11 protein-coding genes are annotated in these 14,274 nt (G+C 39.0%); 1 reads left to right on the top strand and 10 read right to left on the bottom strand.

Going from position 1 to position 14,274, the window contains the following annotated elements:
• Window positions 1–42 precede the first annotated feature (42 nt).
• From QUE72_RS01740 to argC, 9 genes are all read right to left on the bottom strand, one after another.
• The gene (locus QUE72_RS01740; RefSeq protein ID WP_286271145.1) at window positions 43–2,199 is read right to left on the bottom strand and encodes a GumC family protein; all 2,157 of its coding nucleotides are present in this window, start codon (window positions 2,197–2,199) and stop codon (window positions 43–45) included.
• Window positions 2,199–2,708 (bottom strand): polysaccharide biosynthesis/export family protein, encoded by a 510-nt coding sequence (locus QUE72_RS01735; protein ID WP_074497971.1) that lies wholly within the window; start codon window positions 2,706–2,708, stop codon window positions 2,199–2,201. The genes QUE72_RS01740 and QUE72_RS01735 overlap by 1 nt, the downstream gene beginning before the upstream one ends.
• A gap of 14 nt (window positions 2,709–2,722) precedes the next feature.
• Window positions 2,723–3,904 carry an outer membrane beta-barrel protein gene (locus tag QUE72_RS01730; protein ID WP_286271142.1) on the bottom strand — a complete coding sequence of 394 codons (1,182 nt, stop codon included), beginning with the start codon at window positions 3,902–3,904 and terminating at the stop codon, window positions 2,723–2,725.
• Between the two features lie 437 nt (window positions 3,905–4,341).
• A complete protein-coding gene (argA, locus tag QUE72_RS01725; protein WP_074497966.1) occupies window positions 4,342–5,652 on the bottom strand; it encodes an amino-acid N-acetyltransferase in 1,311 nt (436 codons plus the stop codon).
• Between the two features lie 37 nt (window positions 5,653–5,689).
• On the bottom strand, window positions 5,690–7,627 hold the full coding sequence (argH, locus tag QUE72_RS01720) for an argininosuccinate lyase (RefSeq protein WP_074497964.1): 1,938 nt from the start codon (window positions 7,625–7,627) through the stop codon (window positions 5,690–5,692).
• An 18-nt stretch (window positions 7,628–7,645) separates the two neighbouring features.
• Window positions 7,646–8,875 carry an argininosuccinate synthase gene (locus tag QUE72_RS01715; RefSeq protein WP_286271137.1) on the bottom strand — a complete coding sequence of 410 codons (1,230 nt, stop codon included), beginning with the start codon at window positions 8,873–8,875 and terminating at the stop codon, window positions 7,646–7,648.
• A 34-nt stretch (window positions 8,876–8,909) separates the two neighbouring features.
• Window positions 8,910–9,830 carry an ornithine carbamoyltransferase gene (locus QUE72_RS01710; protein WP_286272936.1) on the bottom strand — a complete coding sequence of 307 codons (921 nt, stop codon included), beginning with the start codon at window positions 9,828–9,830 and terminating at the stop codon, window positions 8,910–8,912.
• A gap of 40 nt (window positions 9,831–9,870) precedes the next feature.
• Window positions 9,871–10,650 (bottom strand): acetylglutamate kinase, encoded by a 780-nt coding sequence (argB, locus tag QUE72_RS01705; RefSeq protein WP_286271136.1) that lies wholly within the window; start codon window positions 10,648–10,650, stop codon window positions 9,871–9,873.
• Window positions 10,650–11,675 carry an N-acetyl-gamma-glutamyl-phosphate reductase gene (gene argC / locus QUE72_RS01700; RefSeq protein ID WP_286271135.1) on the bottom strand — a complete coding sequence of 342 codons (1,026 nt, stop codon included), beginning with the start codon at window positions 11,673–11,675 and terminating at the stop codon, window positions 10,650–10,652. The genes argB and argC overlap by 1 nt, the downstream gene beginning before the upstream one ends.
• A 280-nt stretch (window positions 11,676–11,955) precedes the next feature.
• Between argC and argE the strand changes: the two genes are divergently transcribed.
• Window positions 11,956–13,104 carry an acetylornithine deacetylase gene (argE, locus tag QUE72_RS01695; protein ID WP_286271134.1) on the top strand — a complete coding sequence of 383 codons (1,149 nt, stop codon included), beginning with the start codon at window positions 11,956–11,958 and terminating at the stop codon, window positions 13,102–13,104.
• On the opposite strand, the gene QUE72_RS01690 is transcribed toward argE, so the two are convergent.
• On the bottom strand, window positions 13,101–14,231 hold the full coding sequence (locus QUE72_RS01690) for a GGDEF domain-containing protein (RefSeq protein WP_286271133.1): 1,131 nt from the start codon (window positions 14,229–14,231) through the stop codon (window positions 13,101–13,103). The genes argE and QUE72_RS01690 overlap by 4 nt on opposite strands.
• Window positions 14,232–14,274: the final 43 nt, after the last annotated feature.

Below are 14,274 nucleotides of genomic sequence, written 5' to 3'. Positions count from 1 at the left end.
GGCGAAGGAATGTTTATGCCAATTGAAAAGACAATTCAAATATTAGCCTTGCTTTCTCATGGGTAATTTAATGATATTGGCCATATCGTTGTAATATTTATTGTGGTATTTATCAGTATCGATATTTTCGCTTTGATTGATCACCACCCCTTGCACCGGTGCATTAGCTTGTTTTAATAGCCTTAACCCTGCTGAAATTTGATCACGCTTAGTTTTACTGCCGTGAACGACATAAAGTACGCTATCTACATTACGAGAAATGATCACCGCATCACTGACGGCATTCACAGGTGGTGTTTCAATAATAATGCGATCATAAAAATTACCAAAGACTTTAATCAGCATATTAAAACGCTTCATTGATAAGAAAGCCAAAGGATTAGCCGGTGTAATACCTGAGGTTAAAATATCTAATTTCACCTGACTGTCTCTAACGATACATTCATTAATTTGATGTGTTTTCGCTAATAAGTTAGAAAGCCCTGGTCTATGAGGCGCTAAATCTAAATTTTTATACACGGTTGGATGACGCATATCAGCTTCTATGAGCAAGACTTTTTCCATTTCACTAAATGAACGCGCAAGTTGAAGTGCAACTGTTGTTTTACCTTCATTTGGCACAGAAGAGGTGATTGCGATAACTTTTGGCGGTTTCTTTTCGGCATTAAATAATATGGCTGTTCTTAGGGTTCGAACTGCCTCGGTAAAACGATTATCGTTGAAATAATCCAACTCAGTACTTTGTTTATTTTTACGCCTAAATTTAGGTAGCACTGCCAGAATAGGTGCATCATTAAAGTTTTCAAGTTTGCGACGAGAGTTCAAAGTATCCATTAACAATTCACGCATAATAACAATGATTGAAATAACCGCAAACGCTAAAATAAAACTCATGATCACCATCAATGAACGATTAGGTGCTGATTTATTTTTTGGTGTAATCGCTTTATCAATAAAACGAACATAAAAATTAGCTTTGTAATTCCCCATGGCGTCAGCTTCTTTCAGCCTGACTAAATAATTACTGTACAATTCTTTATTGGTGTCTACTTCTCGTTCTAATTGTGAAAACTTATTTTGTAACCGTGTTAAGCGTAAATAATGTTGTTTCGCTTTATCTAACCGCTGATTAGTTCCTTTTACCTTTTCCAATGCATTGAGATAATCTTTTTCCAAGCTCATCACAATTTCATCAACGGTTTCAGCCATATTAATACGAATAGCATTAAGATCAGCTTGAGCGGTTATTCGTTTAGGATGTTTTGGACCATAGCGTTGAGAAAGCTCATTTAATTTTCGTTCAGCCCGCTCTTCACTGATCCTTAATTGACTAAATGCAGGTTTATTCGTGATTTTTTGCAATTCAACTAATTGCTCAACGCTCGATTTATGCTTTTGAATATAGTCGTAAGTTACCTTTAAGTCGTCAGCATCTTTAGACATTTTCAATGCCGCAGAGGTTAATTCAGTCAGCTCTGCCGATACTAAGCCTGCAATACCTCGAATATCAACGATGCCTTGTTCTTCGCGATATGTCTGTAAAGCACGTTCAGAGGCCTCAAGTTTTTTCCCTAACTCTTCTAGTTGATCAACTAACCACTGTGATGTTGCTTCTTTTGACGCTCCATGAATTTCATCTTGATAGTGTAAATATGTTTGCCCAACTTGATTAGCAACCTGTTTGGACAGCTCAGGAAAATAGGATCTAAACGTAATGTTAACTAATTCAGTACCTGCTATCGGTTTAATGGTCAATCGTTGATGAAATTCACGTACAGTTTGGTCAATTGTTGGAGTAGTGTCTTTTCGATAAAGTTCTGCTAAAAAGGGAAGTTTGTCATTATATTTTCCGCTGTTAAACTCTTCGTGCTTAGTCAAATTTAGTCGTGAAATTACACGTTCAGCAAATTTTCGCGAACGCAGTAACTCATACTGTGTTTGAATTTGTTCTTGACTTGCGCTCGACTCATTAAAGGCGTCATTGATAGAAAGAGTATTACTCGGCTTATTACTCCCAATTTGCAAAATGGCGCTGGCTTGAAACGACGGTTTTAATAATGATGAATAAAATGCGACGATACAGGTAATAAGTAATGTAAAGAATACTATTTTCCAACGACGCGTCCATAGAGGGCTTAGCACCTCTTTAAGAGCTACTTCATCTTGCGTTGGGTTAATAGGCGTTACATCGTGATTCATCAAAAGAAACTTTGCTCAATTTCTATAATATCGTCAGGCAAGATGACCGTTGCAACATTAGCTGACATAACAACCGTTTCACCGTTTATAACACGCGAAACCTTCCAATTCGTTTTTGAAGCTCTAGCAGCTAACCCTCCGGCTATCGCGATAGCTTTATCAAGCGTTAAATCATCTTGAAATGGATAGCCACCTGGCTGTTTTACTTGGCCATGAATAAAGAATGGTCGGTATTCAATGATAGATACCGTTACTTGTGGATTAATTAAATAATCGCCCAGTAATCCTTCTTGGATAACTGCTGCGAGTTTTTTAGTTGTTAAACCATGTACGTCTATTTCTTTTAAAAATGGAAATGATATTTTCCCTGTTTTGTTGATTTTTACCTTTGTGGTTAAATCAGGTTCATCGTATACCGTGATTGCAATACTGTCACCAGAGCCTAATTGATACTCCATCGCAGCAGCAAAATTAGTAAACAACAGTAAAAATACAATAAAAAAGCGCATGGCTTATCCACTCGTTAGATTGTTATTTTAATTCCCAAAGAAACACTATTTCTTTGATATTCAAACAGCATATCATCGGCATTAAGATCGCTTAACTGATAGTTCAATATTAGCGATACTCTATCTGACATTAAATAATCGACACTTATTCCAGCACGTAAATAGTTTTCACTTTTTCGTTTATCGGGATAAACAACTTCTTCTTGGTTTACCCCTACGTTGGCAGATAACAAGAAATAGTCGCTCAACTGCTGTGTGAACTTCATCACATGTTTATCAACCAAACGATAACTATCATTTAGTCTATTAGCTGCTGCAAAATCACGCTCAGAAGCTAATGTGACATTGGTAGATTCAGCAGGAGACCATCGCCAAGAAATACGCCACTTAAAAGCGCTGTCATCATCAAACAGTGGCTGTTCAAAACGAATTTTTTGATAACCCAACAGTAATGAAAACTGGCTTACCACTGATTTAGGCCATTTCATACCGATTAAGGCAGTTAACTTTGTATTGTCGTAAATCGGTTGATGCTCGAACGCTATTTGCTGTATCTCTAATGCACTCGATAAAAAGGTGCCACCCGCTAATTGATAATCAAAAGTGGCATTTGCAAAAAGTTTATCTTGATCAAGTTGATTGGTAACGTGTCGTCTGGTCTGATATTTACTTTGCACTGCACCTAGTTCTACTGCTAATTGCGCTGTTGAGTAACTACTGCCATAGCTATATCCAAGCGAGAACGAAGACTGTTGTTTTTCGTCACCTTTATTTAAACTTTGTGCGTCACCTAAAGATAAACCGGTGCCCCTGTATTCATAGGTTTGTTGGTGGCTAGCTTTGATAGATAACGTTTTATTATCTGTCAAACGGTACAAATAACGTGGAGCAAGCCATATATTTGAATGGTCGTCTTGTTCAAAATCACTAAATTTGTTTAATTGTGTTTTTGCATCAAAAGAGAAGAGTTGCTTGTCAGTAACAAATTGAAGATAGAGTTCAGGACTTAACGACCAATAATTAGTGCGTTGTTCATCACTGTTATCAAACAAAAAGTTGTCAACTGTGCCGAATTCACTGCTTAGTGAAAGATTAAATTGATTTCCTTGCGGTAAATCAGACGTCTGCTGCGCCATTGAGCAAAAAGCACTTAGCAAAAAGCTGCCAAGAAAAAATGCTTGTTGTTTAGTTATCATACCCGACAATTCTTATTATTATGTTAACTGTATTTCAGTTACCGTTAGCGTTGTTATTCATCAACATCCTTGCGGCTAATTGCCCTTTACGTAGAGCTAGTTACTTATAGAAGTAACATTTTTGTTACATTACCTTGTTCAACACCATAAAGCAAAATTTCAACAACAATTGACCATTTTTTATCAAAATTGCTAAAAACTAGGGTTTAGGGACTATTAAATTGTTCCAAATTTATATTTTATTTTGATATTTCCTAATTAAATAAAGCTGCGGTAGCGTGATGTAATACCAATCTAAGTGGCGTTTGTTGCTAAAGTGAGATAAAAAAATACCGCCATAATAGCGGTATTTTTCAATGAATGATGTTCGATTAAGCTGTCAATATAAAGTCTTTCTGATGATTAAGCAGGCATTATTGAATAAACATCAACAATCGCTAAATTGCTTTCATCAAGACTTGAGATTTTCGTTGAAAGTTATACATTTGTTTTTTACCTTCAGGTAATTTATCTAATGGTTGTTCAATAAAACCCTGTTCCATAAACCAATGACCGCTTACCGTGGTTAACACGAAAAGTGATGTTAGCCCTTTGGATTTTGCGCGTAACTCTAATTCGCCCATCAAACGTTCACCACGGTTGCCGCTGCGATATTCGGGATGAATTGCCACACAGGCAATCTCTCCTGCCAACGCTTCTTCGTAAGGATATAATGCAGCACAAGCTATGATAACATCTTCTTTTTTAAGTACCGTAAAACGATGTATTTCTACTTCTAATAACTCTCGAGAACGCTTAACTAAAATACCTTCTTGTTCAAGCGGCGCGATTAACTCCAATATACCACCCACATCATCAATGGTTGCGGTACATATTTGCTCTTTATGATCTTTGGCGATTAACGTTCCTGCACCGTCCCGAGTAAACAGTTCTTGCAATAACGCAGTATCACTTTGATAACTAACACAATGACAACGTTCTACACCATTCTCTCCGCAAGAGATGATTGCTCTGAGTAATAATTGACGGACATGACAATCATTTTCATCTAGTAATGTTTTAACAGTGCGAACACTACAGCTACGGATTAAATTATTATCACTGTCTGTGAGACCTTCACCTTCGGTAAACGTGATCAGCTTATCTGCTTGCAACGCTATCGCTGTTTGAGTAGCAACATCTTCCAGTGCCAGGTTGAATACCTCGCCTGTAGGTGAATAGCCAATCGGCGATAATAGTACAATAGAGCCAAACTCAAGTTGCTGCTGAATGCCTTCAGCATCGATGCGTCTCACTTTTCCAGTATATTTATAATCAATGCCATCACGCACCCCCATCGGCTTTGCGATAACAAAGTTGCCTGTGCTTACACGAATTTGCGAACCATGCATGGGCGAATTCGCTAACCCCATGGTTAATAGCGCTTCAATGTGTAGTCGCATAGAACCAGTAGCATCTTTAACGGCCACTAAAGTTTCTGCATCTGTAACACGAATATTATTCTCAATAATACGTTCAATATTTCGTCTTGCCATGCGGTCTTCAATTTGTGGTCGAGCGCCATGCACAACCACTAATCTCATTCCTAGGCTACGCATCAAGGCAATATCATGAATAATATTAGCAAAATTAGGATGTGTTACAGCCTCACCGCCAAACATAAGCACCACGGTTTTACCACGGTGTGCATTAATGTAGGGTGCTGCATTCCTAAACCATTTAACGTAACTTAAATCGTTATTATTCATTCACTTATCACTTATTAAGCCAAGAACATGTTCTTGATTACTTACTTGGATCAACATTATATTCCATCGCCACTTCATCGGCTGGATCTTTATCGGGCCCTGGCTGACTATCTTCAATAATATTATCCGCTAATGATGCTTTATCGATCAATGCAAAGCCTAACTGATTAAAATATGTCGGTATGTAAGTGAGTACTATCACTTTTTCTAATTCAATTTGATGTGCAAACTCTAATAAGTATTGAACAAGTGCCTGACCTTGACCAAGGTTATGATGTTCTTTATCAACAACAACAGAGCGAATTTCCGCTAAGCCCGTTTGATAAATATACAATGACGCACATCCCACTACTTCGCCTTCAAGTTCTGCCACCACAAAATTTTGAATATCATGGATAATATTATCTCGAGAACGCGGTAATATCTCCCCCTTTTCTGCCCAGTCATTAACCAGTTTAAAAATAGCATCAACATCTGGCATACGTGCTCTACGTACCGACATAGCTGCCGCTCGTTGTGCATTCAAACGTTGTTGAACTTGCTTTAATGCTACTTTTATCTGTTGTTTACCTGGCGCGCCCACAACTTGTTCATTCAGAATTTCTTCATTGCCTGATTGTGTGGTCGCTAACGCTTTTTCTACTTGTGTACGCGATGTACCGCCTAGGGCTTCACGCTTGTCTAACGTTGATTCAATCGATAAATGCTGATAAACATCATGTTCAATTTTTTCACTAAATGTTTGCAGTTGTGTCAAGGTTAAGTCTTCTAACGGAACACCTTTATCAATCGCAGCAAGCACGACTTCGCCAACGATATGATGCGCTTCACGGAATGGAATATCTTTACCTACAAGGTAATCTGCAAGCTCAGTTGCATTGGCATAACCTTGCTGTGCCGCCGCCAATGTTCTACTTCGATTAACTTTTAAGCCATCTGCAACTAACACTGCCATTTCCATACATTCTAGCCATGTATCCATGGCATCAAAAAGACCTTCTTTGTCTTCTTGCATATCCTTATTATAAGCAAGTGCCAAAGCTTTCATGGTGGTTAGCATTCCTGTGAGCGAGCCAAAAACGCGACCTGCTTTACCGCGAATCAACTCACACGCATCAGGGTTTTTCTTTTGCGGCATTAACGAAGAACCTGAACTCACCAAGTCACTCATTTCGACAAAGCCTGCTTCCCCTGAATTATAAAAGATGAGATCTTCAGCAAAACGCGATAAATGCATCATCGAAATACTCGCAGAAGACAGTAGTTCAATGACATGATCGCGGTCTGAAACGGCATCTAAGCTGTTCATCGTTGCTTTTCTAAAGCCTAAACGGTGTGCCAACGCGTTACGATCAATTGGATACGCGGTACCTGCCAAAGCACCTGAGCCAAGTGGCGAGACGTCTAAACGATATATCGCATCTTTTAACCGACCAATATCGCGGTTAAACATTTCGACATAGGCTAAACACCAATGGCCAAACGTTACGGGTTGTGCCCGCTGTAAATGAGTATAACCCGGTAATACCGTGCCCTTTTCACGCTCTGCAAGGTTCATCATGGCTTGCTGTAAATTAACCAAAGCAATTAGCAGTTCACCGCCAGTTTCTTTACACCAAAGCTTTAGGTCCGTTGCAACTTGATCATTACGACTTCGCCCTGTGTGAAGCTTTTTACCTAAATCACCTGTTTTTTCAATTAGTTGAATTTCTACCCAGCTGTGAATATCTTCGGCATCAGAGGCTAAGATTTGTTTTGGGTTTTCTTCAACAGATTGCTTTAATTCAGCAAGCGCCGCCGTTAAGCGTGTTAACTCATCGTCGTTTAATACGCCCACTTCATGAATCGCTTCTGCCCACGCCATTGAACCAACGATATCTTGCACCGCCATACGGTAGTCTACCGGTAAGGAATCATTGAATTTTTTAAATTGCACACTGGCTTTCTCTTTAAACCGACCGCCCCATAATGCCATGATATTATTTCCTTTTGATTACTTAGCGTCTTTTTGTGAAAGTGCGGTTATTCTGCTTGATAAGCTAAATAAACGAATAAAGCCTTCTGCATGTTTTTGGTCATAAACATCATCTGCACCAAAAGTCGCAAATGCTTCAGAATATAAGCTATTTGGTGAACGACGCTGGGTAACTGTTGCATTACCTTTATACATTTTAACCACTACATCACCGGTTATTTGTTCTGCAAATGATGCGGCTGCAGCTAACTGAGCTTTTGCTAATGGCGTAAACCAACGACCGTCGTAGATAACATGTGAAAACTCTAAACCAACTGATTCACGAAATTTTAATGATTCTTTATCTAAAATTAATGTTTCTAGCCCTTTATATGCCGCCATCAATACTGTGCCCCCAGGCGTTTCATAACAGCCGCGAGATTTCATACCAACTAAACGATTTTCCACAATATCAATTCTACCAACACCATGTGCCGCGGCTTTATCGTTAAGATACATTAGTGCTTCATAGGCTGATAATTTTTTATCATCAACGGCAATAAGCTCGCCTTTTTCAAAACTAAGTGTAACGCTTTCTGCCGTATCTGGAGCATCCATCGGATCAACCGTCATGGTCCATACTTCTTTTGACGGTTCACACCATGGGTCTTCTAATTCACCACCTTCATGTGAAATATGCCAGGCGTTAGCATCACGGCTATAAATTTTTGTCAGTGATGCTGCACACGGAATATCACGTTCTGCAAGGTAATCAAGTAGGTCTTCACGCGACACCATATCCCATTCACGCCATGGTGCAATAACGGTTAATTCTGGTGCTAATGCTGCAAAACAAGATTCAAAGCGTACTTGATCATTTCCTTTACCCGTACAGCCATGACATACCGCATCAGCTCCAACTTTTAACGCAACTTCTACATGCGCTTTAGCGATAACAGGACGTGCCATAGATGTACCTAGCAAGTACTGACCTTCATAAACTGAACCTGTTTTTAAAATTGGATAGATATAGTCTTTTACAAACTCTTCTTTTAAGTCAACAACATGACATTCAGAAGCGCCCGATGCGATAGCTTTCTCTTGAATGCCTTCCAATTCCTCTTCACCTTGTCCGACATCTGCACAAAAGGCGACAACCTCACAGCCGTCATAGTTTTCTTTTAACCATGGAATAATTGCAGAAGTATCTAAACCACCTGAATATGCTAATACTACTTTCTTAATTTGTTTTTTCGTTGCTAAAGCCATTTTTCTACCTATTAAATCTGTTTTACAAAATTATTTACTGTTCACTGATAAGTGACGTTAGTACGGCGCATTGCGCCCACATTCTATTTTCTGCTTGTTGGAAGACCACGGACTTGTCTTGGTCATCAAACAGTGCGGTGGTTATTTCTTCTTCTAAATGTGCCGGTTGACAATGCATCACAACACTCGCCTGTGTGTCATTCATTAATGCATGGTTGACTTGATAGGGTTTAAATTTCTCAAGTAGGGCAGCTTTATCTTCATCACCTTCATTGCCCATTGATATCCAAGTATCGGTATAAATCGCATCTTGCTTACCTAACGCATTAATGTTGGTTGTGAAAGTAAATGTAGCGCCGCTTTGCTCAGCAAGCTTAGCCGTATTGTTCAGCATATCTTGCGTTGGGCCATAACCTTCAGGGCACACCAATGTAAAATCGACGCCTAACACCGCAGCCATTAACATCAACGAGTTAGACACATTGTTTCCGTCACCAATATAAGCAAGTTTAACTTCTGATAAGTTTTCAAAGCGTTCAGCTAAGGTGACAAAATCAGCTAACGATTGGCATGGATGATAAACATCACATAATGCATTAATAACAGGTACTGAAGCATGTTCTGCAAGCCCTTGAATTGATTGGTGTTCAAAAACACGAGCTACGATAACATCTGCATAACAAGATAAATTTTTTGCGTAATCGCTAACACGTTCACGCTCACCTAATTTCCCATTTTGCTGCCCCAAATAAAGAGCATGACCGCCGAGTTTATTTATACCCATGTCAAAACTTACATGAGTTCGCAATGAGGGTTTTTCGAAAATCATCGCCACTGATTTGCCTTTCATCACCTGATTAAACAATAAAGGTGTTTTTTTTATGTCTATCGCCAATGCAATTAACGCTTGAATTTGCGATTTGGTTAATTGATCGTCAGCTAAATAATGGTTCAAAGCCATGGTAAAATCCTAAAGTATCAAAAAAGAAAAAACGTTAGTTTGCTTCTATGCGGGTGCCTATTTGTTCGCCATTTAATAGCTTTGCTATTTGTTCTGGCTTTTTCCAGCTGGCAACCGCGATACTTCGTCGTAATTGTTTCGCTGCATACAAAGCGGCATTAACTTTAGCTGTCATGCCACCAGCAATAACCCCTTGCTCAACCAATTGTTTAGCAAGGGTATTATTCAATGAATTTAAATACTGACCTGATGCGTCTTTCACGCCATCAACGTCTGTCAATAAGAGCAGTTCAGCATTCAATAGTTGGCAAATAACAACCGCCGCATCATCTGCATTGACGTTGACTAAATCGCCGTTTGATAACGCACCAATAGAAGAAATAATCGGTAAAAAATGGTGCTTTAATAAATTATCCAACAATGTGCTACTAAGCGCTTTCGGCACACCCACTTGACCTAAGCCTAGCTCGTGTAAATCACAGCTCACCATATTGCCATCTTGCAATGATAAACCTACAGCGGTTAATCCCAAGCTGTTTGCTTGACTGACAATGGTTTTATTCACGGTTCCAGCTAATGCACCTGCAATTAATGGCATTTGTGCTGTTGGTGTTACACGTAACCCATGTTTTTTCTCTGTAGTAAAACCAGCTTGAGTTAACATTTCATCAACAACGCAACCTCCGCCATGAACGAGTACGACAGGTTGATTATTCAAAGTGGCGATAACATTAAGCAATGCATGTAAAGCAGAGCCATTTTCAAGAATGGCTCCGCCTATTTTGATCACTAAAGGTTTTTTTGTTATCACCATTAGAGGTTTTCTCCCATGATCAAGCCGTACTGACTTGGTAAACCTAAAATAATATTAGCGCACTGCACTGCTTGTGAAGCAGCTCCTTTTAATAAATTGTCAATTGCACAACTGACCACTAGCACTTGCTTTTCTTCGTCGACACGCCAGTGAAGATCTGCGAAAGGAGAATGAGCAACGTTATCAATCTTTGGCCATTGAGGTGTTAGCCTTACAAGAGGTGAACGTTGATAAGCGCCTTCGTAAGCTTGACTGATCTGTTCCGTGGTCACACCCACTTTAAGTGATAAGGTAATAGTGACCATCAACCCTCGTTTATAAGGCGCTAAATGCGGGTTAAAAATGACTTGTACGCCTGCTTCTTGGCTAATTTCAGGTTGGTGACGATGTTGTAATATATTATAAGGTGTTAAACTCACTTCATTAAAACTCGTAGCAAGGCTTGCTTTTCTACCAGCACCACTAACACCACTAATGCCATTTACTACGATCAAACCGTTTGACTGTTGAAGGTTATTTTCAATAATCGGTTTTAGCGCTAATAAACTTGCGGTTGGATAACATCCTGGTACGGCAATTAAATCACTCGAAGCAATATCAGCTTCATGCCACTCTGCTAAGCCATATACGGCTTTTGAAAGCGATGTTAAATCTTGATGCTCGAAATGATAATACTGGGGATAATCTTGACTGTTCTTTAAACGAAAGCCACCTGATAGGTCGAGAACTTTAACACCTTTAGCTAAAAATGCTTGGGCCCAATCAGCACTAAACTCATGAGGCGTCGCAAAAAACACCGCATCTAAACCATCTGCATTAGCTTCAATCCATTGCGCAGAAAATGCAACTAAAGGAGTATCACACACACCTTTAAAGCGCGGATGCAAGGTGGAAAAAGCAACGTTAGCAGATTCGCTATTTTCAGAAACGAGTAAATGCTCAATCGACATTTTTTGATGTTGTGTTAGTAACGCCACTAATTCAGCGCCAACATATCCACTTGCACCAACTATTGCTACTTTCATATTACCTCAACATAATTGCAATTTTATTCATTATTTATAAACACAGTATCGAAGATATACATCAAGATAATACGGTTTACTTTTGTTCGGGATCTCTCAACTCATACTATTAGAAGCTAAGAGAAAATCATACTGCTAAGCGCAATCTTCAAATAAGTTTCATTTAGTAATAGCCAGAATTGTTCCGGTTCATTACACTAGAAATGTATTCTAAGTTAAAATGGGTAGTTATGCAACAAATTAGCATATATACCCAACAATTATTATTGGTAATATAAACATGCGTCAAATTCCTAATTTTATTGAAGCTTTACAGTCACTTATAGCTAGTCCCTCTATCAGTTCAACGCAAGAAAGCTGGGATCAAGGTAATAGAGACATCATTAATCTACTCGCCACTTGGTTTGAAACTTTACAATTTACCGTAGATATTCAACCAGTTCCTGGCACACGAAATAAATTTAATTTATTGGCCAAGCTTGGCTCAGGTGAAGGAGGTTTATTACTTGCCGGTCACAGTGATACCGTACCTTTCGATGAAAATCGTTGGCAATCGGACCCTTTGAAAGTATTAAGTAAAGACGACAAATTTTATGGTTTAGGCACATGCGATATGAAAGGCTTTTTCGCCTTTATTTTACAAGCCTGCGAACACATTAAGCAGCACGATTTAAAAAAACCTTTATATGTGTTAGCAACTGCTGATGAAGAAACCACTATGGCCGGAGCCCGGTATTTTTCTGAAAATCAATTCATTAAACCGGATGCAGCTGTTATCGGTGAACCAACTAATTTAGTACCTGTAGTGATGCACAAAGGTCATATGTCACATCGGATTACCATTAAAGGTAAATCAGGTCATTCAAGTACACCTGCATTTGGCGTAAACGCTATTGAAATAATGTACGAAGTGATTGCAGCATTATTACAACTCAAAGAAAAGCTGGCATTAAATTTTCAAAACACTGCATTTGATGTGCAATCACCGACATTAAACTTAGGGGCAATAAAAGGAGGCGATAACGCCAATAGAATTTGTGGATACTGTGAACTCGATCTAGATATGCGCTCGTTACCAGGAATGACAGATGGTGAACTTATCCAGTTATTAGCAGAATGCTTAACCCCATTAGCAGAAAAATACCCTGATCGTGTTGCTTTTGATGAGCTTCACCCGAGCTCACCAAGCTTTGAACAAGCAAAAGAAAGCGAACTTGTAACTGTTGCAGAGCAAACATCTGGTCATCAATGTTGTGCAGTAAACTACGCCACTGAAGCACCCTTTATTCAACAACTGGGTTGTCAAACCATTGTGATGGGCCCAGGCTCAATCGCGCAAGCTCATCAACCTAATGAATTCTTAGCATTTTCGGAAATTACAAAAACACATCAGGTACTAAGCCAATTAATTCAACATTACTGTTATTAAGTTAAAACGGCCGAATAGGTTTTTACGTTATTTCGGCCAGCTGATTTAGCGGCATACATTGCTTTATCAGCGTGATTTATAGAGGTTTCAATATCTTTAAATTCACCTACTTGGCAAACACCGAAGCTAGCAGTGATATTAATGCAACCTTTTTCAGAGGCTAAAGCGATATTTTCAGTTTCGCTACGCATTCTTTCCGCAACATGTTGCGCCTTACTTAAGCTAGTTTGTGGCAATAAAATAACAAACTCTTCGCCACCATAGCGCGCCAAAACATCTTCTACACGCAAAGACGCCTGTAATACGTTTGAAAAAGCTTTAATTGCGCTGTCACCAGCTTTATGACCAAATGAGTCATTAATGTCTTTAAAGTGATCAATATCACACATCATTAAGCATAAAGGTTCGCCATGACGTTCACTGGTGGATAATGCAAGCTTTGCTTGTTCAAAGAAGAAACGTCGATTATATAGGCCAGTTAATGGATCGGTTGTTGCTTGAATTTCTAGTGCTTTACGTGCGTCTAACATATAGCTGGCAAAAAGAAAGATTGTCAAACCTGCCATATATGCTGGTGCAAAGACAAACACCACCGTCATAAACTTGCTGTATAACCCTGCTTCTACGACTCCGGTTACGCTGATAAGATTGATAATTAATAACACTGCATGTACAAATAAAATTGCAGCCATGCCTTTATCACCAGTGTTGACACCATCTTGACGATTTAACAATGCATAGGCACAAATCAGTGAACAAATAACATTATAGCTATATGCAAACTGCACACTATACGCATTGATAAAAACGTCCAGACATAAATAGAGTGTCGTTAAGCCATATACTAACTCTTCAGGTAAACGGCTTTTACAACGCCATAAAATGCCTAACGTTAAACTAGCATTTGAGATGGCGAAAAAGATGTCAGTCAGTAAATCATTAAACGGTGCTGGTTCACTAACAAAATTAGAAATAGAAATAAAAAAAAGAATCGCGGAGAAGTAAAAAGTTCGAAAAGCAATTCGCGCTGGTTTGTCTCCTGCTTTATCATGAAAAAGCAAAGACGCAAAAAACATTACTAATGAAATTAAAATGACCGCAAGTGCGATCTCAACATGTGTGCTCATACTACATTCCTTGTTCGTCACCACGTTATATTAGCATAAATAT

It is taken from the genome of Thalassotalea hakodatensis (assembly GCF_030295995.1).
GTDB lineage: Bacteria > Pseudomonadota > Gammaproteobacteria > Enterobacterales > Alteromonadaceae > Thalassotalea_C > Thalassotalea_C hakodatensis.
The sequence above is the reverse complement of the archived record's forward strand: the minus strand, read 5'-3'. Positions and strand labels throughout refer to the sequence as shown.

Coding starts and splice junctions, on each gene's coding strand:
- QUE72_RS01735 (WP_074497971.1), bottom strand. CDS start 2,708: ATGCGCTTTTTTATTGTATTTTTACTGTTGTTTACTAATTTTGCTGCT.
- argE (WP_286271134.1), top strand. CDS start 11,956: ATGCGTCAAATTCCTAATTTTATTGAAGCTTTACAGTCACTTATAGCT.
- argH (WP_074497964.1), bottom strand. CDS start 7,627: ATGGCATTATGGGGCGGTCGGTTTAAAGAGAAAGCCAGTGTGCAATTT.
- argB (WP_286271136.1), bottom strand. CDS start 10,650: ATGGTGATAACAAAAAAACCTTTAGTGATCAAAATAGGCGGAGCCATT.
- QUE72_RS01730 (WP_286271142.1), bottom strand. CDS start 3,904: ATGATAACTAAACAACAAGCATTTTTTCTTGGCAGCTTTTTGCTAAGT.
- QUE72_RS01715 (WP_286271137.1), bottom strand. CDS start 8,875: ATGGCTTTAGCAACGAAAAAACAAATTAAGAAAGTAGTATTAGCATAT.
- argC (WP_286271135.1), bottom strand. CDS start 11,675: ATGAAAGTAGCAATAGTTGGTGCAAGTGGATATGTTGGCGCTGAATTA.
- argA (WP_074497966.1), bottom strand. CDS start 5,652: ATGAATAATAACGATTTAAGTTACGTTAAATGGTTTAGGAATGCAGCA.
- QUE72_RS01690 (WP_286271133.1), bottom strand. CDS start 14,231: ATGAGCACACATGTTGAGATCGCACTTGCGGTCATTTTAATTTCATTA.
- QUE72_RS01740 (WP_286271145.1), bottom strand. CDS start 2,199: ATGAATCACGATGTAACGCCTATTAACCCAACGCAAGATGAAGTAGCT.